Source organism: Comamonas resistens, assembly GCF_030064165.1.
Classification (GTDB): domain Bacteria; phylum Pseudomonadota; class Gammaproteobacteria; order Burkholderiales; family Burkholderiaceae_C; genus Comamonas; species Comamonas resistens.
Map to the genome: position 1 here is coordinate 5,220,729 of NZ_CP125947.1, position 21,854 is coordinate 5,242,582.

General features: G+C 62.6%; 20 protein-coding genes. 11 read left to right on the forward strand and 9 right to left on the reverse strand.

The window, feature by feature from the left end:
* Positions 1–69: 69 nt before the first annotated feature.
* From QMY55_RS24375 to sucC, 3 genes are all read right to left on the reverse strand, one after another.
* Positions 70–762, reverse strand: coding sequence for a TerC family protein (locus QMY55_RS24375; RefSeq protein WP_283486655.1), 693 nt, complete (start codon positions 760–762; stop codon positions 70–72).
* A 145-nt stretch (positions 763–907) separates the two neighbouring features.
* Positions 908–1,807: a succinate--CoA ligase subunit alpha gene (gene sucD / locus QMY55_RS24380; protein ID WP_003064739.1), complete on the reverse strand. Its 900-nt coding sequence runs from the start codon at positions 1,805–1,807 to the stop codon at positions 908–910.
* 20 nt (positions 1,808–1,827) lie between these two features.
* A complete protein-coding gene (gene sucC / locus QMY55_RS24385; RefSeq protein ID WP_283486656.1) occupies positions 1,828–2,988 on the reverse strand; it encodes an ADP-forming succinate--CoA ligase subunit beta in 1,161 nt (386 codons plus the stop codon).
* Between the two features lie 72 nt (positions 2,989–3,060).
* Here sucC and QMY55_RS24390 point away from each other — a divergent pair, with 72 nt between their 5' ends.
* From QMY55_RS24390 to QMY55_RS24410, 5 genes are all read left to right on the forward strand, one after another.
* A complete protein-coding gene (locus tag QMY55_RS24390; RefSeq protein ID WP_283486657.1) occupies positions 3,061–3,282 on the forward strand; it encodes a hypothetical protein in 222 nt (73 codons plus the stop codon).
* Between the two features lie 177 nt (positions 3,283–3,459).
* Entirely contained in the window at positions 3,460–4,392 is a 933-nt protein-coding gene (gene argC / locus QMY55_RS24395; protein ID WP_283486658.1) for an N-acetyl-gamma-glutamyl-phosphate reductase, read from the forward strand.
* Between the two features lie 342 nt (positions 4,393–4,734).
* A complete protein-coding gene (locus QMY55_RS24400) occupies positions 4,735–6,078 on the forward strand; it encodes an MFS transporter (RefSeq protein WP_283486659.1) in 1,344 nt (447 codons plus the stop codon).
* Between the two features lie 354 nt (positions 6,079–6,432).
* Positions 6,433–7,368, forward strand: a complete 936-nt coding sequence (gene yddG, locus QMY55_RS24405) for an aromatic amino acid DMT transporter YddG (RefSeq protein WP_283486660.1) — start codon at positions 6,433–6,435, stop codon at positions 7,366–7,368.
* A complete protein-coding gene (locus QMY55_RS24410) occupies positions 7,355–8,590 on the forward strand; it encodes an MgtC/SapB family protein (RefSeq protein ID WP_283486661.1) in 1,236 nt (411 codons plus the stop codon). The genes yddG and QMY55_RS24410 overlap by 14 nt, the downstream gene beginning before the upstream one ends.
* Before the next feature lie 9 nt (positions 8,591–8,599).
* Here the strand turns inward: QMY55_RS24410 and QMY55_RS24415 are convergent, their stop codons facing one another.
* The 3 genes from QMY55_RS24415 to recA form a co-directional block, all read right to left on the reverse strand.
* A complete protein-coding gene (locus tag QMY55_RS24415; RefSeq protein WP_283486662.1) occupies positions 8,600–9,325 on the reverse strand; it encodes a hypothetical protein in 726 nt (241 codons plus the stop codon).
* 35 nt (positions 9,326–9,360) lie between these two features.
* The gene (gene recX, locus QMY55_RS24420; RefSeq protein ID WP_283486663.1) at positions 9,361–9,843 is read right to left on the reverse strand and encodes a recombination regulator RecX; all 483 of its coding nucleotides are present in this window, start codon (positions 9,841–9,843) and stop codon (positions 9,361–9,363) included.
* Between the two features lie 215 nt (positions 9,844–10,058).
* The gene (gene recA / locus QMY55_RS24425) at positions 10,059–11,180 is read right to left on the reverse strand and encodes a recombinase RecA (protein WP_283486664.1); all 1,122 of its coding nucleotides are present in this window, start codon (positions 11,178–11,180) and stop codon (positions 10,059–10,061) included.
* Between the two features lie 137 nt (positions 11,181–11,317).
* Here recA and QMY55_RS24430 point away from each other — a divergent pair, with 137 nt between their 5' ends.
* The 4 genes from QMY55_RS24430 (at position 11,318) to QMY55_RS24445 (ending at position 15,307) form a co-directional block, all read left to right on the forward strand.
* Positions 11,318–11,809, forward strand: a complete 492-nt coding sequence (locus QMY55_RS24430; protein WP_283486665.1) for a MarR family winged helix-turn-helix transcriptional regulator — start codon at positions 11,318–11,320, stop codon at positions 11,807–11,809.
* A gap of 88 nt (positions 11,810–11,897) precedes the next feature.
* Positions 11,898–12,575, forward strand: a complete 678-nt coding sequence (locus tag QMY55_RS24435; RefSeq protein ID WP_283486666.1) for a response regulator — start codon at positions 11,898–11,900, stop codon at positions 12,573–12,575.
* 97 nt (positions 12,576–12,672) lie between these two features.
* Complete coding sequence (locus QMY55_RS24440; protein ID WP_283486667.1) at positions 12,673–14,115, forward strand: sensor histidine kinase; 1,443 nt, start codon at positions 12,673–12,675, stop codon at positions 14,113–14,115.
* Positions 14,116–14,329: 214 nt separating this feature from the next.
* Positions 14,330–15,307, forward strand: a complete 978-nt coding sequence (locus tag QMY55_RS24445) for a Bug family tripartite tricarboxylate transporter substrate binding protein (RefSeq protein ID WP_283486668.1) — start codon at positions 14,330–14,332, stop codon at positions 15,305–15,307.
* 107 nt (positions 15,308–15,414) lie between these two features.
* Here QMY55_RS24445 and QMY55_RS24450 read toward each other — a convergent pair whose 3' ends face one another.
* From QMY55_RS24450 to QMY55_RS24460, 3 genes are all read right to left on the reverse strand, one after another.
* Positions 15,415–16,179 carry an SPOR domain-containing protein gene (locus QMY55_RS24450; RefSeq protein WP_283486669.1) on the reverse strand — a complete coding sequence of 255 codons (765 nt, stop codon included), beginning with the start codon at positions 16,177–16,179 and terminating at the stop codon, positions 15,415–15,417.
* Positions 16,180–16,362: 183 nt separating this feature from the next.
* Positions 16,363–17,196: a biotin--[acetyl-CoA-carboxylase] ligase gene (locus QMY55_RS24455; RefSeq protein WP_283486670.1), complete on the reverse strand. Its 834-nt coding sequence runs from the start codon at positions 17,194–17,196 to the stop codon at positions 16,363–16,365.
* Between the two features lie 151 nt (positions 17,197–17,347).
* Positions 17,348–17,854 carry an SET domain-containing protein gene (locus tag QMY55_RS24460; protein WP_283486671.1) on the reverse strand — a complete coding sequence of 169 codons (507 nt, stop codon included), beginning with the start codon at positions 17,852–17,854 and terminating at the stop codon, positions 17,348–17,350.
* Between the two features lie 119 nt (positions 17,855–17,973).
* Here QMY55_RS24460 and QMY55_RS24465 point away from each other — a divergent pair, with 119 nt between their 5' ends.
* Together QMY55_RS24465 and QMY55_RS24470 are read left to right on the forward strand one after the other, a co-directional pair.
* Positions 17,974–20,895, forward strand: coding sequence for a DNA topoisomerase III (locus tag QMY55_RS24465; RefSeq protein WP_283486672.1), 2,922 nt, complete (start codon positions 17,974–17,976; stop codon positions 20,893–20,895).
* Positions 20,896–21,019: 124 nt separating this feature from the next.
* On the forward strand, positions 21,020–21,811 hold the full coding sequence (locus QMY55_RS24470) for a tyrosine-protein phosphatase (protein WP_283486673.1): 792 nt from the start codon (positions 21,020–21,022) through the stop codon (positions 21,809–21,811).
* Positions 21,812–21,854 lie beyond the last annotated feature (43 nt).

Consider the following 21,854-nt stretch of genomic DNA (forward strand, 5'->3'; position numbering starts at 1 on the left):
AACAGCTACAAAAACAAAAGCGCACCGTGAACCCACGGTGCGCTTTGACGTCAGCAGCTTTTGAAAGGCTTAGGCCGCAACCACTTCCTTCTTGGCGGAACGCGCCTGCATGAACTTGCCCAGACCGACCACCAGCACGGCACCAGCCGCAGCGGCAGCGTAGTGCAGCCAGGGATGTGCCACGGCGTAGCCATGCAGCAGGTTGTCGTTGACGATGGTCTCGCCGCCCACCCAGCCGATCAGCGCCGCGCCCAGCGTGACGATGACGGGGAAGCGCTCCATGAGCTTGATCATCAGCGTGGAGCCAAAGATCACCAGGGGAATGGAGATGGCCAGACCCAGGATCAGCAGCACCATATTGCCCTGGGCGGTGGCGGCCACGGCAATCACGTTGTCCAGGCTCATCACCAGGTCGGCAATCAGGATGGTGCGTATGGCAGCCATCATGGAGCCGTGGCCCTTGGACTCGCCTTCGCCGTCTTCGTCGCCGGTCAGCAGTTGATAGCCGATCCACAGCAGCAGGCAGCCGCCCACGACCTGCAGGAAGGAGAGTTCGAGCAGCTTGGCAGCGACCACGGTCAGCACGATACGCAGCACCACGGCGGCGCCGGAGCCGAACATGATGGCTTTCTTTTGCTGTTCAGGGGGGAGGGAGCGCGCGGCCAGTGCGATGACCACGGCGTTGTCGCCGGAGAGGATGATGTTGATCCAGATGATCTTCACCAGGCCGATCCAGAAATCGGCGCTATTGAGCATTTCCATGATGACTCCACTGTTTTGAATACGAAAGCGCCGCATTGCGCGGCGCTTTCTTTTAAGAGTGGAGGCAGTGTAGGGCGCGAAGCCCGTTTTGCCAGTTCGTAATACTGCGTAAATTCAACGCGGTATCACGAACTTTTGCACGGGCTTACTTCTTCAGCAGGCCTTGCAGCAAACGACCCATTTCGGAAGGGTTGCGGGTGATGGTGAAGCCGCACTCTTCCATGATGGCCAGCTTGGCGTCAGCCGTGTCGGCACCGCCGGAGATCAGGGCACCTGCGTGGCCCATGCGCTTGCCGGGAGGCGCAGTCACGCCGGCGATGAAGCCCACGATAGGCTTCTTCATGTTGGCCTTGCACCACTGGGCGGCTTCGGCTTCGTCGGGACCGCCGATTTCACCGATCATGATCACGGCATCGGTGTCGGGATCGTCGTTGAAAGCGCGCATCACGTCGATGTGCTTCAGACCGTTGATGGGGTCGCCACCGATACCGACGGCGGAGGACTGGCCAATGCCCAGTTCGGTCAGCTGAGCCACGGCTTCGTAAGTCAGCGTGCCGGAACGGGACACCACGCCCACGCGGCCCTTCTTGTGGATGTGACCGGGCATGATGCCGATCTTGATTTCGTCAGGCGTGATCAGACCGGGGCAGTTGGGGCCCAGCAGCAGGGTCTTCTTGCCGCCGGCAGCTTCCTTGGCCTTCATCTTGTTGCGCACTTCCAGCATGTCGCGAACGGGGATGCCTTCGGTGATGCAGATGGCCAGGTCCAGGTCGGCTTCAACCGCTTCCCAGATGGCGGCAGCTGCGCCTGCGGGAGGCACGTAGATCACGGATACGGTCGCGCCGGTTTCCTTGGCAGCGTCCTTGACGGAACCGAAGATTGGGATGTCGAAAATCTTTTCGCCAGCCTTCTTGGGGTTCACGCCTGCCACGAAGCAGTTCTTGCCGTTCGCGTATTCCTGGCACTTTTCAGTGTGGAACTGACCGGTCTTGCCAGTAATACCCTGGGTGATGACCTTGGTGTCTTTGTTGATAAAGATCGACATGTTTCTATCTCCGGGGCGTATTACTTAACGGCAGCAACGATCTTGGTCGCTGCTTCAGCCATGGTGTCGGCAGCGATGATGGGCAGACCGGAATCCTTGAGGATTTGCTTGCCCAGCTCTTCGTTGGTGCCCTTCATGCGCACGACCAGAGGCACGCTCAGGTTCACGGCCTTGCAGGCGGTGACCACGCCGGTGGCGATGGTGTCGCACTTCATGATGCCGCCAAAGATATTGACCAGAATGCCCTTGACCTCGGGGTTCTTGAGCATGATCTTGAAGGCTTCGGTCACCTTCTCGGCCGTAGCGCCACCGCCCACGTCTAGGAAGTTGGCAGGTTCGCCGCCGAACAGCTTGATGGTGTCCATGGTGGCCATGGCCAGACCGGCGCCGTTCACCAGGCAGCCGATATTGCCGTCCAGGGAGATGTAGGCCAGATCGAACTTGGAGGCTTCGATTTCGGCAGCGTCTTCTTCGTCCAGATCGCGGAAGGCCACGATTTCGGGGTGACGGAACAGCGCGTTGGGGTCGAAGTTGAACTTGGCGTCCAGGGCCATCAGGTCGCCCTTGGAGTCGCAGTTCAGGGGGTTGATTTCCACCAGCGACGCGTCGGTGTCCATGTAGCACTTGTAGATCTTGGCGAACAGATCCACGGCCTGATCAACGGACTTGCCTTCCAGACCGATGGCAGTTGCCACCTTGCGCGATTGCGCTTCGGTGATGCCGGTCAGGGGGTCGATCATCTCGGTGATGATCTTTTCGGGAGTGGAGTGAGCCACTTCCTCGATGTCCATGCCACCTTCGCTGGAAGCGATCAGGGCAACCTTCTGTGTGGCGCGGTCAGTCACCAGCGACACATACAGTTCGTTCTTGATGTCGGCGCCGTCTTCGATGTACAGGCGGCGAACCTTCTGGCCTTCGGGGCCGGTCTGGTGCGTGACCAGCTGCATGCCCAGGATCTGCTCGGACAGCTTCTGCACGTCCTCGATGGACTTGGCAACCTTCACGCCGCCGCCCTTGCCGCGGCCGCCAGCGTGAATCTGGGCCTTGACCACCCACACGGGACCACCCAGCTTCTGGGCTGCTTCAACAGCCTCTTGAACTGTGAATGCAGGAATGCCACGGGGGACTGGCACACCAAACTGGCGCAAGATTTCCTTGCCTTGGTACTCATGAATCTTCATGACTTTGTCTCTCTGAACTGAGGGGAAATACCCGTCTGCTACGGACTCTGATGGTCAGGCGAGACGGATCGTATGACATGGCTGGCAGAAATGTACCATGTTGCACCGCGCAAAACGACACCTCAATATGCGCAGAATCCACAATTTCAAGCATCTTTTTCATCCCCATCTGCCAGCCGCAATGCCTTGATATCGTTGAAAAATTTACGCCTACATGATATTTTTTCTTCTCGCAACTTTCTTATGTCTTATATAAAACCTGGCGCAAGCTTGGTGCAAGCTCCGGCGGCGTGAGAAGAACCGTCGCCAAGACGACAAAGATTGGCCTATTTGCAGGGCATTTGCCTAAAAAACAGGCTGCACACATCCGCCATCAGATTCAAGGACAATCAACGCCCGGAAAGCGGCAATGGTGCCGCAGGCAGCGGCATATACCAAGACATGCGCGCGCCGGTGCAGGAGAGAAATGCAATGGCAAAAGTCTTTATCGACGGTGAAGCAGGAACCACAGGTCTGCAGATCCGTGATCGTCTGGTCGATTTTGCAGGGGTGGAGCTGGTCAGCATTGACCCCGCACTGCGCAAGGACCCGGCTGCCAAACGCGCCCTGATTGCCGGTGTGGATCTGGTCATCCTCTGCCTGCACGACGATGCCGCCCGCGAAACCGCCGCCATGGTGAACGCCATCACCGCAGAAACCGGCCGCGCCGTCAAGATCATCGATGCCTCCACCGCGCACCGCACGGCCCCCGACTGGGTCTATGGCTTCCCCGAGCTGCGCGCCGGCCAGCTCGAAGCCGTGAAGAACGCCACCCGCGTCTCCAACCCCGGCTGCTACGCCACGGGTGCCATCGCCCTGCTGGCACCGCTGGTGGCTGCCGGTCTGATCCCTGCCGACTACCCCGTGAGCCTGCCTTCCGTGTCTGGCTACACCGGCGGCGGCCGTCCCATGATAGAAGCCTATGAAGCCGGCTCTGCCGCGCCTTACGAAGCCTATGCCCTGGGTCTGTCGCACAAGCACATTCCCGAAATCCTGCACTACACGGGCATGACCCGCCGCCCCGTGTTCATCCCCGCCGTGAGCAACTTTGCCCAGGGCATGCTGGTGCAGCTGCCTCTGCACCTGGACCTGCTGCCCGGCGCGCCCAAGGCTGCCGACCTGCATGACGCACTGGCCAGCCACTACGCCCGGACCAATACGCCTGCCAACTGGGTCAGCGTGTTGCCGCCTACCGATGACAACAAGCTGGCGGCCGATACCCTGGCCAATACCAACAAGCTGGAACTGCGCGTATTTGCCAACGAGCAGTACCGCCAGGCCGTGCTGATTGCCCGCCTGGACAATCTGGGCAAGGGTGCCAGCGGCGCTGCCGTGCAGAACCTGCAGATCATGCTCGGCCTGTAAGCCCTGCCCCGCTCCCGAAAAAACGGCCCTGGTGGCCGTTTTTTGCTTTCTATGTCTTGGTGAAAATCGCATAAGAAATTAATTTTTCATGTTTTCATATTTTTGAAATTCAAAATTCTTGCTTTGTCCAGACGGAAAAGCACCGGCTGTGCTTTGCACAAGCCACTTCTATAGTCGCCCCATCTGAGCTGTACCTGCCAGAGCCTTTCCCGGCCTTGTGATGCCGGCCGCGCCCGACCCCGGCGCGGCGGCATCCGCGCAGGCAGCAGTGGATGCGCGGAGCTGCTACCCCTGCTCTCGTAGCCGTTCTCAGTCCCACTGTTGTACGAAAGCGAGGAAACCATGTCTTCCATTCCCGTCTCGGCGGCGCACAGCGATGTCAGCACCGTGCAGGAGCGCGACATCACCTTTGGCCGCATCATCTGGCGGCTGATTCCGTTTCTCACCCTGATCTGGTTTCTGGCCTGGGTAGACCGTGTCAACGTCGGCTTTGCCAAGCTGACCATGATGAGCGACCTGCAGTGGTCCGATGCCGTCTATGGCGCAGGGGCCGGCATCTTCTTTATCGGCTATTTCTTCTTTGAAGTCCCCAGCAATCTGCTGCTGCACAAATTCGGGGCCAAGAAGACCATCATGCGCATCACCATAGGCTGGGGCGTGACCGGCATCCTCATGGCCTGGGTGCAGACGCCGATGCAGTTCTATGTGCTGCGTTTCTTGATGGGCGCTTTCGAAGCCGGCCTGCAGCCCGGCGTGATCCTCTATCTGACCTACTGGCTGCCGGCGCACCGCCGCGGCAAAGCCCTGGCGTTCTTTGTCTCGGCGTCGGCCCTGTCGCTGATGCTGGGCAGCCCGATCGCCGCCTATCTGATGGAAACCTTCCACGGCGTGGCCAATCATGCGGGCTGGCAATGGCTGTTCATCATCGAAGGCATTCCGTCCGTTCTCGCAGGCATTGCTGCCTACTTTCTGCTCAGCGACACGCCGGCCAAGGCCCCCTGGCTCAGCGCCCGTGAAAAGCAGCATGTGGCCGAAGAGCTCAAGGCCGAGGAAGCCTCTTTGGGCCAACGCGAGCACAGCTTCTGGGCCTCCATGCGCAACCCTCGCGTGCTGATGCTGATCCTGATCTTCTTCTGCATCGTGGCCGGCAACTCCACGCTGGTGTTCTACGGGCCCAGCATCGTCAAATCCGTGGGCATTACCGACCTCAAGACCTTGGGCTGGGTCATGTCCCTAATCTACGCCTGTGGCTGGATAGGCATGGTGGGCAACGGCTGGCTGTCCGATCGCAAAAAGGAAGTGCGCTGGCACACGGCGATTGCCGCCGCCATGGGCGCTGTCGGGCTGGTGCTGACGGCCTTGTTCCTGCAGCAGGGCAATGTGACCGGCGTTGTCACGTCTCTGGCTCTGTCATCGCTGGGCACCATGGGTTCCATCCCCGTGTACTGGCAGATCCCCAACCGTTTCCTCTCGGCCACGGCCCTGGTCGTGGGCCTGGCGGTCATCAACTCCGCTGCCAATCTGGCCGGCTACTTCTCGCCGCAGTTGCTGGGTCTGCTCAAGTCCAGCAGCGGCTCGTATGCGCCAGGCCTGCTCATCATCGCCGCCGTGGAGTTCTGCGCCGCCGTTCTGGTGCTGCTGTTCGTGAAGCGCGACAGCGCCGAGATCGCCAGACAGCATCCGTGACCCATAGGCCGCAGGCCAGATGCAATATGCGCAAGCAGTTCCACGACAACGATGACAATATGTACGGCATGACCGTCAACGGCAGAGTGCCGGGCCGCACATAACGCAGCCCTCGCCCTTACCCTCCAAAGCCGCAGGTCTGCGGCTTTTTTCATCGCCGGGCCGAAAAACTCCCTCCTGGAGGGGCCGCGACCACACGCAGTGGGGAGCGTGGGGTGTCATTTTTCATGTCTGTGTTCATCAATTTCGCAGCAGCCTGCGCAGCATCTACAAGGGTTACATGGCAGTTATTGTGAATTTTTCAGATAGGACTAGCGTGAACAGCTACTGCTTCGGTAGCAGGAACGGCTGCGCATGAACGCAGCCGCCGCGCAAAAGGCCACGGCCATCGGCCTGATCGCCGTGCTCTGCTGGAGCTGCACCATAGGCCTGATGCGCGCCGTGGCCGAGCCGCTGGGTGCCGTGGGCGGTGCAGCCAGCCTCTACACCATGGCCGCACTGTGCATTGCCGTGGTGCGTGGGCGCAAAGGCTGGCGCGAGCTGGCCCGCTGGCGCAGCATGCACCCCGTCTACCTCTGGGGCTGCGGCGCGCTGTTCGTGGTCTACGAGATCTGCCTGTCCGTGGCCGTGGGCCTGGCCGACGATCGCAGCCAGGCCATGGAGATCGGCGTCATCAACTACCTCTGGCCCAGTCTCACCATCGCCTTCGCCGTGCTCTGGGGCCAGCAGCATGCGCGCTGGTGGCTGTGGCCCGGCCTGCTGATCTGCCTGTGGGGCCTGGCGCGTGTGCTGGGCGGCGAAAGCTTCAGCCTGTCCACGCTCTGGCTGCATGTCCAGGGCAACCCTGCGGCCTATGGCATGGCCTTTGCCGCTGCCTTGCTCTGGCCCAGCTATTCCCTGCTGGCACGCCGCTATGGTGCGGGCTTCAACGCCGTCGGCCTGTTCGTGACCTGGACGGCCATCGCGCTTTGGCTGCAATGGCTACGGCAGGATGCTGCGCCCATGCAATGGCCGGGCTCCACCGCGCTGCAACTGTTTCTGGCCGGGGCGCTGACGGCCCTGGGCTATAGCTGCTGGGAACATGGCATACAGCATGGCAAGCTGGCCGTGCTGGCCGCGGCCTCATATTTCACGCCCGTGCTGTCGGCACTCACGGCCAGCCTGCTGCTGCAGGTACTGCCCGGCTGGAGCTTCTGGCAGGGCGTGGTTCTGGTCACTCTGGGATCGCTGATCTGCTGGTGGGCCACAAGAGCCCCGACGACGGAAAGGTCCGAACATGGAGCTGGATGACACCTTGCGCGCCCTGCTGACGGCCCTGGGCATAGGGCTGATGATAGGCATCGTGCGCGAACGCATGCATGGCGGCCCTCAGACTCTGGCCGCAGGCACACGCACCCATGCCCTGATATGCCTGCTGGGCTGCATAGGCTGGATGCTGGGCAGCGCGGCCTTTGTGGTCTGCCTGCTGCTGGTCGGAGCCCTGACGATTGCCGCCTATCTGCATACCGCCAGGGACGACCCCGGCCTGACCGGAGAAGTGGCCTTGCTGCTGAGCGTGGTGCTGGGCGGCCTGTCGGTAGACCATGCATCGCTGGCTGCGGCACTGGGCGTGCTGGTGGCGATTTTGCTGCTGCTCAAGGCGCCCATGCAGAAGCTCAGCCGGGAACTGATCAGCGAACGCGAATTGCAGGACGGCCTGATGCTGGGCGCCGCAGCACTGGTGGTCATGCCACTGCTCCCCTCCGAGCCGCTGGACCCCTGGGGTACCGTCAGCCCCGTCACCGTCTGGCGTATTGTGGTGCTGGTCATGGCCGTGGGCATGTTTGGCCATATCGCCCAACGCCTGTTCGGCGCACGCTGGGGCCTGCCGATTGCCGGCTTTTTCTCGGGCTTTGTTTCCTCGTCGGCGGCTGTGACCGGCATGGGGCAGAGCGCCAGGGAAAACAGCGAGCAGACCACAGCCTGTGCATCGGCAGCGCTGCTGGCCAATCTGGCTTCGCTGCTGCTGTTTCTGGCCGTGGTGGGCACGATTTCGCCAGTGCTGCTGCGCGCGGCCCTGCCCAGCCTGGGCGCTGCCGTGCTGGCCCTGCTGCTGGTGTCCGCATGTCTGCAGTGGCTGGCTCACCGAAGTGATCTGGTGGTGGCGCAAAGCTCGGGCCGCGCTTTCAAGCTCAGTCAGGCCTTGCTGATCGCGGCGCTGATTGCCGGGGTATCGCTGCTGGCCGCATGGCTGGGGGAGCGCTTTGGCAGCGCCGGCGTGCTGGTCACCACCATGCTGGTGGCACTGGCCGAGGTGCATGCAGCGGCCGCCGGTGTGGCGCAGTTGCAGCTGTCTGGCACCGTGCCGCTCGATGTGGCCTGCTGGGGCATTCTGGGCGTGCTCAGCGCCAGCAGCCTGGCCAAGATCGTGCTGGCCTTTGCCAGCGGCGGCATGCGTTACGGCTTGCAGGTTGCCGCCGGTCTGGTTGCCATGCCCTGCGCTGCGTGGCTGGGTTTGCTGCTATCGAACTGAGGAAAAATCTCAGGCCGTGAGCCAGATGCCAACGCCCAGCACCACAAGGTGCACGGCCATCAAAATCCACAGCAACGTCCATGGCGGCTCGGCCATGTCTTGCAGCAGGCCCTGAATTTTTTCCGCCAGAAAAGCGCGCAGCGCCGGGTCGTCCTTGGCCGCTTCCGTGCCCCATTCGGCGCGGGTATGGCTCCATTCGTCGACCAGATCGGCCAGAGGCAAACGGTTGAGCACTGTACGGACCACCCATTGCACGGCCTTGCCGTCACCCACCCAGGGCTTGAGATGCTCCACAGCGGTGCTGGCGCTCAGCAGATCTGCCGTCTTGTGCAGTGCCTGGTGCGCGCGCGGCATGGACTCCACACGCTGGGCCAGCATCTCGGCAAGGCGCTGCGCCAGCCCTTGTCCATAGCGCGCCACCAGCTTGCCCGTGGCGCGGGCACGCCCGATCATGAGACCGACCATCACATAGGCAGGAATGATGAACACCAGCAGCAGCGCCACGATCAGCGGCGGCGAGGCCAGCAAGGCGATGACGGCCCCTGCACCACCAGCATGGGCCGCAGCAGGCATGCCCGGCCCGCTCAGGCGCAGAAAGTAGAACACTGCGGTGCTGCAGCCCAGCAGCACGGCCAGCGCAATCCCCAGCATCAGACCACCGAGCAAGGATTTGCCAGCGCTCAAACCCACGCGCAGCGCAGAAGGAGGTTCGGTGGCGGGCGCAGCAGCGGGCATGGTCTGTCCTTTGTTCCGGTATGAGGGGACTGCAGTCAGTCGGCGTGATCACTTTCGTCGAAGTCCGCCTCGGAGTATGGGGCCTCCCGCACAACACGCGAAGCCACAGCCGAGGAAAAGCCACGTGCAGCCATGAAGCGCAGCTGCTTGGCCTTTTCCTTGAGGTCTGCAGGCGGCACACCAAAGCGCTTGCGCCACAGCTCCCTGGCACGCAGCAGCTCGGTATCGCGCAATTGATCGCCAGCTAGGCGCACCATCTCGTCATCAAGCCCCTTGCCGCGCAATTCCTGCACCAGCCGCGCTGCACCAAAGCGGCTGGCCTTGCTGTGGATCACGGACTCCACCACTCGCTCCTCGTTGATGAAGCCGCGCTTTTCCAGATCGTCCAGCACCGCGTTCAGATCGTCGCCCTCTTCCACATGCCCGGCCAGCTTGCGCCACAGTTCCAGGCGCGAATGCTCGCGCTGCGACAGCAGCTTCAAGGCCCGTCCTTTGAGCGAGAGCTTGGCAAAGCCCATGAAACACATCTCCTAAAGCAAAAAAGCGCAGGACAACCTGCGCAAAGATGGCAAAACTGGCTCCCCCTGAGCCGCTTCGCGTCTTCCCCCAGGGGTCGACGGCCTTTGCTTCATGGCGGCCGTTGCTGGCCGCCCCTCGCGGGGTCAGCACCGCTTTTTGAGGCGCTGTATATCTGCCGCGCTCTCTCGATTTCTCAAGAGAGCACTGATGAGCTTCAAGCCTGAATCACACCGTCCTCGTCCACGGCGCTGTTCTTGTCGGCCTTCTTGCCTTTGGCGGGCTTGGCGGCTTCTTCGCCGGCGGCCACTGGCAGCAGGGCAATGCCCAGGCTTTCGCGCACCTTGTTTTCGATCTCGACGGCCAGTGCGGGGTTCTCACGCAGGAATTCACGCGAGTTGTCACGGCCCTGACCGATCTTCTCGCCGTTGTAGGCATACCAGGCACCGGACTTTTCCAGGATCTTGGCATTCACGCCCATGTCCAGAATTTCACCTTCGCGCGAGATGCCTTCGCCGAACAGGATGTCGAACTCGGCCACCTTGAAGGGGGGCGAGACCTTGTTCTTCACCACCTTGACCTTGGTTTCGTTGCCGATGGCCTCGTCGCCCTTCTTGATGGTGCCGGTGCGGCGGATGTCCAGACGCACGGAGGCATAGAACTTCAGCGCGTTACCGCCGGTGGTGGTTTCGGGCGAGCCGAACATCACACCGATCTTCATGCGGATCTGGTTGATGAAGATGACCATGCAATTGGTCTTCTTGATCGTGGCCGTGAGCTTGCGCAGCGCCTGGCTCATCAGACGGGCCTGCAGGCCGGGCAACTGATCGCCCATATCGCCTTCGATTTCGGCCTTGGGTGTCAGAGCCGCCACCGAGTCCACCACGATCAGGTCCACCGCTCCCGAACGCACCAGGCTGTCGCAAATTTCCAGCGCCTGCTCGCCGGTGTCGGGCTGGCTGATCAGCACTTCGCTGAGGTTCACGCCCAGCTTCTGGGCATAGCTGGTGTCCAGTGCATGTTCGGCGTCGATGAAGGCGCAGGTACCGCCCTGCTTTTGCATCTCGGCGATCACCTGCAGCGTCAGCGTGGTCTTGCCCGAGGATTCGGGGCCGTAGATCTCGATCACACGGCCACGGGGCAAACCGCCCACGCCCAGGGCGATGTCCAGGCCCAGGGAGCCTGTGGAAACCACCTGAATGTCTTCGATCGCCTCACCTTCGCCCAGCTTCATGATCGTGCCCTTGCCGAACTGCTTTTCGATCTGGGCCAGGGCGGCTGCCAGCGCTTTGGCTTTTTCGCTGTTGTCGGCGGTGGTGTTCTTGGCAATGGCGTTCATATCAGGCTCCGAATAGGTGAGTGACTGTCTGTGACCAGCCCTGTTTTTGCATTCAGGCTGGATGCTTGAACAGTAGTTTATGGGCTTGTACTGCTGCTGTGTTCAAATAAATAGTCAGTTTGCCTTACTATTTGCCAATGAGCGAAATCACCCCCGTCACACCTGCTGAAGATGCCTGGCGCCAGACCCATCTGGGCCGCCTGCTCGGCCATGCCATGCGCCGCTTCGACGCACGCGTGCTGCAGCTCATGGCGCGCGACGTGGAGGTGCCGCTGGCGCTGTCCAACCTCGCCGCACGCGACAAGGTGGGCGCGGCCCATATCCATATCACGCGCCACCTGTCGCTGGCTGGCGAGCGCATCACCGATCTGGCGGAAAAAGCCGGCATGACCAAGCAGGCCATGGCCGATCTGGTGACGCAATGCGAGGCCTGGGGCCTGGTCACGCGCGAGATCGACCCGCACGACGCACGCGCCAGGCATGTGCGCTTTACCGAGACCGGCCTGGTCTGGCTGCAGGCCTTCCATGATGCGGTGAGTCAGGCCGAGGCCGAATTCCGCGAAGCCGTGGGCGAAGACGTGGCCACCGTGGTGGCGCTGGGGCTGGAAGCCTATGCCGACGGCTATTGAGACGCCCGCTTTGCCGCCCGGACGCTGCGGCCCATCCCTACAATGACGGCAAAAGTGCGAGAGCACCACAACAAGCAGGAGACTCCCCATGCGCATACTGATTGCCGAAGACGACCAGGTGCTGGCAGACGGCCTGCTGCGCACCTTGCGCAGCTCGGGCGCCGTGGTCAGCCATGTGGCCAATGGCAGCGAGGCCGATACCGCCTTGCTGACCAGCAGTGAATTCGATTTGCTCATCCTTGACCTGGGCCTGCCCAAGATGCATGGGCTGGAAGTGCTCAAGCGCCTGCGCGGGCGCGGCGATGCGCTGCCGGTGCTGATTCTCACGGCCGCCGACTCCATCGAGGAGCGCGTGCAGGGCCTGGACTACGGCGCCGACGACTACATGGCCAAGCCGTTTGCGCTGTCCGAGCTCGAAGCGCGCGTGCGGGCTCTCACCCGGCGCGGCATGGGCGGCGCCAGCTCCACCATCAAGCATGGCCCGCTGGTCTACGACCAGACCGGGCGCGTGGCCACCATCGACGGCAAGATGGTCGAGCTGTCGGCACGCGAGCTGGGCCTGCTGGAAGTGCTGCTGCAGCGCGCGGGCCGCCTGGTCAGCAAGGACCAGTTGGTGGAGCGACTGTGTGAATGGGGCGAAGAGGTCAGCAACAACGCCATCGAGGTCTATATCCACCGTCTGCGCAAGAAGATCGAGAAGGGGCCGATCCGCATCGCCACCGTGCGCGGCCTGGGATATTGTCTGGAAAAGATAGCTCCCCCCTGAGCGGCTGCGCCGCTTCCCCCCGAGGGGGACGATGGCCTTTGCTGCGGGGCGGCCCTTGCTGGCCATCCCTGAGTTGGAATACGCCAGTTTTACAAGCATGAAAATTTTTCAGCGTGAGCAGCGATCCCTCTTCGGCGAGATCCTCGACTGGATGCTCACGCCGCTGCTGCTGCTGTGGCCCGTGAGCCTGGCGCTGACCTGGCTGGTGGCCCAGGGCCTGGCCAACAAGCCCTTCGACCGCGCACTGGAATACAACGCCCAGGCTCTGGCCCAGCTGGTCATCGTGCAGCGCGGCAAGGTGCAGTTCAATCTGCCGCAGTCGGCCAGCGAGATCTTGCGGGCCGACGAGTCGGACACGGTGTTCTTTCAGGTCAGCGGCGTCAAGGGCGAATATCTGGCCGGTGACCGCGACCTGCCCCGCCCACCCGCGACCGAGGACGACCCGCCCGCCGGCACGGTGCTGCTGCGCGACGAGGAGTACAAGGGCATCGATCTGCGTGTGGCCTATATCTGGGTGCGCATGCCGCTGCCCGGCGAGCCCAACGCCCTGGTGCAGGTTGCCGAAACGCGCGAAAAGCGCAGCGTGCTGGCCACCGAAATCATCAAGGGCGTGATGCTGCCCCAGTTTGTCATCCTGCCGCTGGCAGCCCTGCTGGTATGGCTGGCGCTGGCGCGCGGCATCAAGCCGCTGCATCGGCTGGAAGAGCGCATTCGCGCGCGCAAGCCCGAAGACCTCTCGCCCATCAACCACAAGGATGTGCCGCTGGAGGTGGTGCCGCTGGTCGACTCCGTCAATGATTTGCTGGGTCGGCTCGACGATTCCATCGCCACGCAAAAGCGCTTTCTGGCCGATGCGGCCCACCAGCTCAAGACCCCGCTGGCAGGTCTGCGCATGCAGGCCGATCTGGCCCAGCGCGAGGGCACGAACACCGAGGAGCTCAAGCGCTCTCTGGCGCAGATCGGCCGCTCCAGCATGCGCGCCACGCACACCGTCAACCAGCTGCTGGCACTGGCGCGTGCCGAGAGCGCCGTGCCCGCCATGCATGGCTGCAATCTGGTGCATATCGTCACCGATGTGGTTCAGGACTGCCTGCCACGCGCCATGGACAAGCGCATAGACCTGGGCTACGAGGGCGCCAGCGCCAGCACGCCCGGCGTCTGGCTCAACGGCAATGCCACGCTGCTGGCCGAGCTGGTGCGCAATCTGGTGGACAACGCCATCAACTACACGCCATCGAGCAGCGAGACACCCGGCATGGTCACCGTGCGCGTGCAGGCCGACCACTTTGGCCAGGTGCTGCTGCTGCAGGTCGAAGACAGCGGCCCCGGTGTGCCGCAGGCCGAGCGCGAACTGATCTTCCAGCCCTTTTACCGCGCGCTGGGTACGGAAGCCGATGGCTCGGGTCTGGGCCTGCCCATCGTCATGGAAATCGCGCGCCAGCATGGCGCGCAGGTGCTGCTGCAGGATGCCAGACCCGGCCAGCCCTCGCCAGGCGCCTTGTTTACCGTGCGCTTCAAGGCCATGCCGGGACAGGGATAGGTCATAGCCCAAACCATGCACCGGTCTGGTGCTGCGCAGGTCATTGAAAGCCGCGCCAAGCTTGGATTTGCACTGGTTTCCAGGCGCAGATGTAGCGGAAACTGCGTACCAAGCAAACACTTGCTTCCTCTAGAATGATTTATAGGAATTGCCCTACAAGAGTCTAGATAAAGCTCAGCAATTTCTCTGTGTTTCACTGGATCCAGGAGCTTTCATGCAACGTCGTCAATTCATCCACTCTGCAGCCGCTGCTGCCGTGGCCTCTTCCCTGTCAGGTCTGTCTCTGGCACAGGAAACCTCGCGCCCCCTGCGCATCGTCGTACCCTTCCCGCCTGGCGGCGCCACCGATATGGTGCCTCGCAATATGCAGGACGTGCTGTCCAAGCTGCTGGGCGGCCAGCCCGTGGTGATCGAGAACCGCGCCGGCGCCGGCGGCTCCATCGGCATGGCCGAAGTGGCCCGCGCCACCGATGGCCTGACCTTCGGTATCGCCACGCTGTCCACCCAGGGCGTGAACCCTGCCGTCTACAAAAAGCTGCCCTACGACGCCATCAACGACTTCGTGGGCGTGACCGAAATCGTCAAGGCCCCCGGCGTGCTGGTGATCAATCCCAAGCTGATTCCCGCCAAGACTTTTGCCGAGTTTGTGGCCTACCTCAAGGCCAATCCCGGCAAGGTCAGCTTCGCCACGCCCGGCAACGGCACCATCGCCCACATGTGGGGCGCCCAGTTCCTCAAGAGCACGGGCACCCAGATGACGCATATCCCCTACAAGGGTGCAGGCCCGGCCATCAACGACCTGCTCGGCGGCCAGGTGCCCGTGTACTTCGATCAGGTGGCGTCCTCTCTGCCCCACATCAAGTCGGGCAAGGTCGTGGCGCTGGCTGTGTCCTGGCATGAGCGCCTTGAGGTGCTGCCCGATGTGCCGACCTACGCCCAGGCCGGCCATCCCGACCTCAACGATCCATCCTGGTTCGGCCTGGTCGCCCCCAAGAGCACGCCAGCCGCACAAGTGGAACGTGTGCAAAAGGCCATCATTGCCGCACTGAAGGACCCTGCGGTCAAGCAGCGCATGGCGGCTCAAGGCCTGTACCCCTCGGGCACATCGAGCGCCGACTTCACCAAGCAGATTGCCAGCGAAGTCGCCAAGATGAAGAAGGTGGCCGCGTCGGCCAATATCCATATGGACTAAAAAACAGAAGCTGGATGCGCTTGCTGCATCTGGTTTTCATGGCAAAAAGGCCTGCAAATGCAGGCCTTTTTTGCGTCAGCAGCTCATCAATCAAGAGCTGCCAGGCGTCACTTCGGACATGCCTGCAAGGCCTTGGGCAACAGGTTCTTGCCTGCCAGTGCCGCCACTTCATTGCGGAAGGTGGGTGTGGCCTTGGGCAGACGCAGCGCGTAGGTGGTGATTTCAGGGCGCTCCTGCACCACGCGGGCGGTGCGCACGCCCTGGCGCGTGAAGGTGGCCAGCTGGCGCTGCGCGGCTTCTTCGGTAGAGAAACGGCCCAGCGACAGACCGGGCTCGAAGCCGCCGCCCGCACGGTCGAAGTCGATATTCATCAGGCGCAGCTCGCCGCGCTTGCGGTCCAGAAACTCGGCATCGGGGAACTTGCCCATATAGACCATCCAGCGGCCGCCCTGGTGGCTGGCCACCAGATCCCATTCGCTCTTGAGCTTGCCTGCCGCCAGGGCCCGGCGAATGGTCTCGGCCTGCTTTTCCTCGATGCCGGAGGCCTGATAGCAGCTCTCTGGCTCTTTCACCTCCTTGGCTGCCACGGGCTCGGGCTTGTCGGCCTTTTCCGGCTTGGGTTCAGGCTTTGCCTCGGGTTTTGGCTCCGCTTTTTCCTCGGGCTTGGGCTCTTCCTGCACGGGCTCCTCGGCCTGCTCGGTCGCAGGCTCGGGCGCTTGCAGCGTCAAGGCATCGGGCTTGATCTGCTCTTGCAGACGCTGGGGTTCGGACTGCACCGCTGGCTGCAGCCCCATGCTGGCCAGATAGCCGTGACTCCACATGTAATAGCCGGCATTGCCCAGCAGCAGCAGCAGAAAGACGATTCTCAGCATGGCGTTCCCATATCAATGTTATCCGCCAGATTACAGCCCCTACATGGCCTGTGAACCCGGCGCATTCCAATCACGGGCAGCCGAGCAAGGGCCGCCCCGCAGCGAGGGCTGCGTCCTCCTCCCCTAGCGCGCAGCGCGTAGAGAGAGGAGGAAGGCGCAAAGCGCCTCAGGAGGTGCTGCATTTCAAGCCTGCAGCGGGCTGCTGGCCGGACGCACACTGATTTCAGAGCTGGTCACGGCCTGCAAGCCCGCTGCGGTGCGCACCAGAAAACCGCCATCGGCGGCCACACCTTCGGCCATGCCTGTGCTGCCGTCGCTCAGATTCACCTCGCGGCCGGCCAGCAGATCGCGCTGGGCAAAACGCTGCATCAACGGTGCAAAGCCGTGCCGGGCAAAGCTCTGCACCTCGGCTACCAGCTTGGGCAATATGCAGGCCAGGGCCGTGGGTGCGTCCAACGCGGCATCAAGCTCCTGCAGACAGGCTGGGGCCGTGCGCATGCCGTCGCCGGGCCGCGGGCGCACATTGATGCCTATGCCGATCACCACATAGCGCGGTGCCGTCATATCGTGCTGCTGCGCGCCGACAAAGCTGGCGGTCTCGATCAGAATGCCAGCCAGCTTGCGGTCCCCCTCCAGCCAGAGGTCGTTGGGCCATTTGATGCCGATCTTGGGAGTGCTGCTGCCCACAGCGGGCAGCTGGGGCTGCAGGCTCTCGGCCACGCTCACGCCCACGGCCAGCGACAACCCCGACCAGTCGCGCGGCGCCAGCGGCAGGCCCAGCGAGAACATCAGCGAATCGCCAACACCACTGACCCAGTTACGCCCCAGCCGGCCACGGCCCTGCGTCTGCTGCTCTGCAATCAGCAGCACGGGCTCGGTCAGGCCGTCGCGTGCGCGGCGCATGAGTTCGGTGTTGCTGGAGTCTATGGTCGGCAGCACCTCGACCGTAAAGCCCGGCAGCTGCGGCGCAATGGCTTCCCACAAGGCTTCGGCATTCCAGTGAATCGGCTGGGTCATTTTTTATCTATCCAAATCTAAAAACCGGCGTGTACTCAAAACAGGCGCGGCCTAAAACCAGAGACAGCGAGCAAGCGCCGCCGCGCCGCGAGGCTGTCGTCCTCCTCCCTAGCGCGAAGCGCGTAGAGAGAGGGGGAAGGCGCGCAGCGCCTCAGGAGGTGCTTCCAGGAAACGGAGGTTTCCAGCCCCTTTTCGGCGCCAGCATGGTCCCCCGGCAATTCGCTGCACCGCAGTAGCAGGCGTATTCGGCCTTGAGCTTGGGCGTATAGCGCTCCTCCACCATCAGGCCGTAGTCGTAGTTCAGCTCTTCACCGGCAGCGATATTGCGCAGCGCGATGATGTAGATGCGCCCGGCTATCTCGTCGGTGTAGCAGTTGGGCGCGCAGCTGTGATTGATCCAGCGCGAGGAGTTTCCCTTGTGCGTGGCATCGATGACGCGCTCGTCATCGACCTGAAAGTAGAACGTGTGATTGGGCTGGCTGGGGTCGTGCGGGTGACGATCCTGCGCCTCCTGCCAGTCAATGACTTCACCCACATACTCAATAATGGTTTCGCCTTCCGCAATATCCTGCGCGGCGAAAACACCTTTGCCATGCACGCCGGAGCGCCTTGTCTGGATTCGACGGCCCGTTGAAGAGGCCAAGGATGTGCGGGGCATGTTTTCTCTGATACTTTGAATATGCACACATGTGCGCGTGCGCGCGCGTGAGAAGCGAATTGTATGAGCCTGAGCCCATCGATGGCGGCTCAGGTGGTTAATGACGACGAGAACACACAATGACTAAAACCCTGGTGATTGCAGAAAAGCCTTCTGTCGCGCAGGACATCGTCCGTGCACTGACCCCCGTGGCAGGCAAGTTTGAAAAACACGATGACTATTTCGAGTCCGACAGCTATGTGGTGACCAGCGCGGTCGGCCATCTGGTGGAAATCCAGGCACCCGAGCAGTACGACGTCAAGCGCGGCAAATGGAGCTTTGCGCACCTGCCGGTGATTCCGCCGCATTTCGACCTCAAGCCCGTGGACAAGACCAAGACCCGCCTGAACGCCGTGGTCAAGCAGGCCAAGCGCAAGGATGTGACCGAACTCATCAACGCCTGTGACGCGGGCCGCGAAGGTGAGCTGATCTTCCGCCTGATCGAGCAATACGCAGGCGGCGCCAAGGGCGGCCTGGGCAAGCCCGTCAAGCGCCTGTGGCTGCAGTCCATGACACCGCAGGCGATTCGCGACGGCTTCAACAACCTGCGCAGCGACCAGCAGATGCAGGGACTGGCCAGCGCCGCGCGCAGCCGCTCCGAAGCCGACTGGCTGGTCGGCATCAACGGCACGCGCGCCATGACGGCCTTCAACTCGCGCGACGGCGGCTTCTTCCTGACCACCGTGGGCCGCGTGCAGACGCCCACCTTGTCGCTGGTGGTGGAGCGCGAGGAAAAGATCCGCAAGTTCGTGAGCCGCGACTACTGGGAAGTGCACGGCACTTTCGACGCCCAGGCCGGCCAGTACCTGGGCAAGTGGTTCAACTCCCAGTGGAAGAAGTCTGACGACGCCGAGGCCAAGGCCGACCGCCTGTGGAACAAGGCCGAGGCCGAGGCGATTGCTGCTGCCGTGCAGGGCAAGCCCGCCACCGTCACCGAGGAGAGCAAGCCCACCACCCAGGCATCGCCGCTGCTGTTCGACCTGACCAGCCTGCAGCGCGAGGCCAACGGCAAGTTCGGCTTCTCGGCCAAGACCACGCTGGCGCTGGCGCAAAGCCTGTACGAACGCCACAAGGCCCTGACCTACCCGCGTACCGATTCACGCGCCCTGCCCGAAGATTACCTGCCCGTGGCGCACCAGACCTTCGCCATGCTGGCAGGCAGCTCCATGCGCCATCTGGCACCGTTTGCCCAGCAGGCCATCAACGACAACTACATCCGCCCGAGCAAGCGCATCTTCGACAACAGCAAGGTCTCGGATCACTTCGCCATCATTCCGACCACGCAGGCACCTTCGGGCCTGTCCGAGGCCGAACAGAAGCTGTACGACCTGGTCGTTCGCCGCTTCATGGCCGTGTTCTTCCCCAGCGCCGAATACCAGGTCACCACACGCATCAGCAAGGTTGAGCAGCATTCCTTCAAGACCGAAGGCAAGGTGCTGGTCAAGCCGGGCTGGCTGGCCATCTACGGCAAGGAAGCCGCCAACGAGGTGGAGGATGCCAAGGAAGGCGACAAGGGCCAGCCGCTGGTTGCCGTGAAGCCCGGCGAGCAGCCGCGCACCGACCATGCCGACGTCAAGGGCCTGAAAACCAAGCCGCCGGCGCGCTATTCCGAAGCGACACTGCTGGGCGCCATGGAAAGCGCCGGCAAGCAGATCGACGACGACGAGCTGCGCGAAGCCATGCAGGAAAAAGGCCTGGGCACACCAGCCACGCGCGCGGCCATCATCGAAGGTCTGATCACCGAAAAATACATGCTGCGCGAAGGCCGCGAGCTGATCCCCACGGCCAAGGCCTTCCAGCTGATGACGCTGCTGCGCGGCCTGGGCGTGGAAGAACTCTCGCGTGCCGACCTGACCGGCGAATGGGAATACAAGCTCTCGCAGATGGAAAAAGGCCAGCTCTCGCGCGAAGCCTTCATGCAGCAGATCCAGGCCATGACCGAGAAACTGGTCAAGAAGGCCAAGGAATACGACCGCGACACCATTCCCGGTGACTACGCGACGCTTTCCACGCCCTGTCCCAACTGCGGCGGCGTGGTCAAGGAAAACTATCGCCGCTACGCCTGCACGGGCGCCAATGGTGCCAGCGAGGGCTGCGGCTTCTCGTTCACCAAATCGCCCGCGGGCCGCACCTTCGAGACGGCCGAGGCCGAGCAACTGCTGCGCGAACGCCGCATCGGCCCGCTGGAAGGTTTCCGCTCCAAGGCCGGCTGGCCGTTCGTGGCCGAGGTCGCCATCGTGCACGACGAAGAAGCCAAGAACTACAAGCTGGAATTCGACTTCGGCGACGACAAGGACTCCGAGGACACCGGCGAAATCGTGGACTTCGCCAGCCAGCAAAGCCTGGGCCCCTGTCCCAAGTGCGGCTCGCCCGTCTTCGAGCATGGCGCCAACTATGTCTGCTCCAAGGCCGTGCCCACGCTGGCCCAGACCACGCCCAGCTGCGACTTCAAGAGCGGCCAGATCATCCTGCAGCAGCCCATAGAGCGCGAGCAGATGAGCAAGCTGCTGCAGACCGGCAAGACCGATCTGCTGGAGAAGTTCGTCTCCAACCGCACGCGCCGCAACTTCAAGGCCTTCCTGGTCTGGGATGGCACCGCGGGCAAGGTCAACTTCGAGTTCGAGCAACGCGAAGGCAAATATCCGGCACGCAAGACCAGCGGCGCAGCAGCTGCCAAAACTACAGCAGCTGCTGCGAAGAAAACCAGCGCTGCTGCCAAGAAGACCGCAACCAAGACAACCAGGGCCGCAGCCGTCAAAAAGCCGCGCACCGTCAGCGCCACGCTCCAGCCCAGCGCCGATCTGGCAGCGGTGATCGGCAATGAGCCCACCTCACGCCCTGACGTGATCAAGAAGCTCTGGGACTACATCAAGACCAACGGTCTGCAGGATGCCAAGGACAAGCGTGTCATCAATGCCGATGCCAAGCTCAAGCCTGTGTTCGGCAAGGATCAGGTCAATATGTTCGAGCTGGCCGGCATCGTGGGCAAGCATGTGAGCTAAGCGCCCTAGGCCCCCCAGCCAAAGCCCTCTGTTGTGCGCGCAACAGAGGGCTTTTTCATGACTTGCCCATACCGGTAACACGCAAGACATACCTTCTTCCCGCCAATCCGCTATAAGCATTGATATGAATGCAAACGATGACCTGACCCTGGCCGCCGGCCCCGAGGCTGAAGCCCCCCTCTTCAGCCGTCCTATCGCGCTGGAGGGTGCCTCCAATTTTCGCGACCTGGGTGGCTATCAGGGCCTGGACGGCCGCCGCCTGCAGTGGCGCAAGCTCTACCGCTCGGCCCATCTGGCCCATTTGACGCAAAACGACCTGGACCAGCTCAGGGCGCTGGGCGTTACCCGCAGCGCGGACTTTCGCGGCCTCGGGGAAAGCGCGCATCTGGCCTATGACTGGCCTCAGCTGAACCGCCACGCGCTGACGGTGGAGCCCACGGTGGTGCAGCGCGCCCAGTCCCTGATGGACCAGGGCCAGACGCTGACGGCCCGCGACACCGAGGCGCTGATGCATGACACCTACCGCAGCTTTGTGGATGTCTACGGCCAGCGCTTTGCCCAGTTCTTCGCCCTGCTGCAAAGCAGTGACGATCCGCTGGTCTTTCACTGCACGGCCGGCAAGGACCGCACAGGCTGGGCCGCCGCCCTGCTGCTGACGGCCCTGGGCGTGGATGAAGCGCAGATCATGGATGACTACCTGCTGACCAACCAGCTGTTCAAGCGCCCGGAGCTGAGCCATCTGGATATGCCCGAAGACGCACTCGATGCGCTGTGGCGCGTGCAGCCCTCGTACCTGATGGCTTCGGTCGATACCGTCCGCACTCATTACGACAGCCTGGACAGCTATCTGACCCAGGCTCTGGGCGTGGACCAGGCTGCCCGTGATCGGCTGGCCGAACTTTACCTGACTGAATAATCAAAATTCATAGCTGCCTTCGCTTTATGGCAAAGCGCTAGAG

Coding starts and splice junctions, on each gene's coding strand:
- QMY55_RS24430 (WP_283486665.1), top strand. CDS start 11,318: ATGAGCGAAATCACCCCCGTCACACCTGCTGAAGATGCCTGGCGCCAG.
- QMY55_RS24455 (WP_283486670.1), bottom strand. CDS start 17,196: ATGACCCAGCCGATTCACTGGAATGCCGAAGCCTTGTGGGAAGCCATT.
- QMY55_RS24415 (WP_283486662.1), bottom strand. CDS start 9,325: ATGCCCGCTGCTGCGCCCGCCACCGAACCTCCTTCTGCGCTGCGCGTG.
- sucD (WP_003064739.1), bottom strand. CDS start 1,807: ATGTCGATCTTTATCAACAAAGACACCAAGGTCATCACCCAGGGTATT.
- yddG (WP_283486660.1), top strand. CDS start 6,433: ATGAACGCAGCCGCCGCGCAAAAGGCCACGGCCATCGGCCTGATCGCC.
- QMY55_RS24375 (WP_283486655.1), bottom strand. CDS start 762: ATGGAAATGCTCAATAGCGCCGATTTCTGGATCGGCCTGGTGAAGATC.
- QMY55_RS24440 (WP_283486667.1), top strand. CDS start 12,673: ATGAAAATTTTTCAGCGTGAGCAGCGATCCCTCTTCGGCGAGATCCTC.
- argC (WP_283486658.1), top strand. CDS start 3,460: ATGGCAAAAGTCTTTATCGACGGTGAAGCAGGAACCACAGGTCTGCAG.
- recX (WP_283486663.1), bottom strand. CDS start 9,843: ATGGGCTTTGCCAAGCTCTCGCTCAAAGGACGGGCCTTGAAGCTGCTG.
- QMY55_RS24400 (WP_283486659.1), top strand. CDS start 4,735: ATGTCTTCCATTCCCGTCTCGGCGGCGCACAGCGATGTCAGCACCGTG.
- QMY55_RS24460 (WP_283486671.1), bottom strand. CDS start 17,854: ATGCCCCGCACATCCTTGGCCTCTTCAACGGGCCGTCGAATCCAGACA.
- QMY55_RS24445 (WP_283486668.1), top strand. CDS start 14,330: ATGCAACGTCGTCAATTCATCCACTCTGCAGCCGCTGCTGCCGTGGCC.
- QMY55_RS24470 (WP_283486673.1), top strand. CDS start 21,020: ATGAATGCAAACGATGACCTGACCCTGGCCGCCGGCCCCGAGGCTGAA.
- QMY55_RS24435 (WP_283486666.1), top strand. CDS start 11,898: ATGCGCATACTGATTGCCGAAGACGACCAGGTGCTGGCAGACGGCCTG.
- sucC (WP_283486656.1), bottom strand. CDS start 2,988: ATGAAGATTCATGAGTACCAAGGCAAGGAAATCTTGCGCCAGTTTGGT.
- recA (WP_283486664.1), bottom strand. CDS start 11,180: ATGAACGCCATTGCCAAGAACACCACCGCCGACAACAGCGAAAAAGCC.
- QMY55_RS24465 (WP_283486672.1), top strand. CDS start 17,974: ATGACTAAAACCCTGGTGATTGCAGAAAAGCCTTCTGTCGCGCAGGAC.
- QMY55_RS24450 (WP_283486669.1), bottom strand. CDS start 16,179: ATGCTGAGAATCGTCTTTCTGCTGCTGCTGCTGGGCAATGCCGGCTAT.
- QMY55_RS24410 (WP_283486661.1), top strand. CDS start 7,355: ATGGAGCTGGATGACACCTTGCGCGCCCTGCTGACGGCCCTGGGCATA.
- QMY55_RS24390 (WP_283486657.1), top strand. CDS start 3,061: ATGACATGGCTGGCAGAAATGTACCATGTTGCACCGCGCAAAACGACA.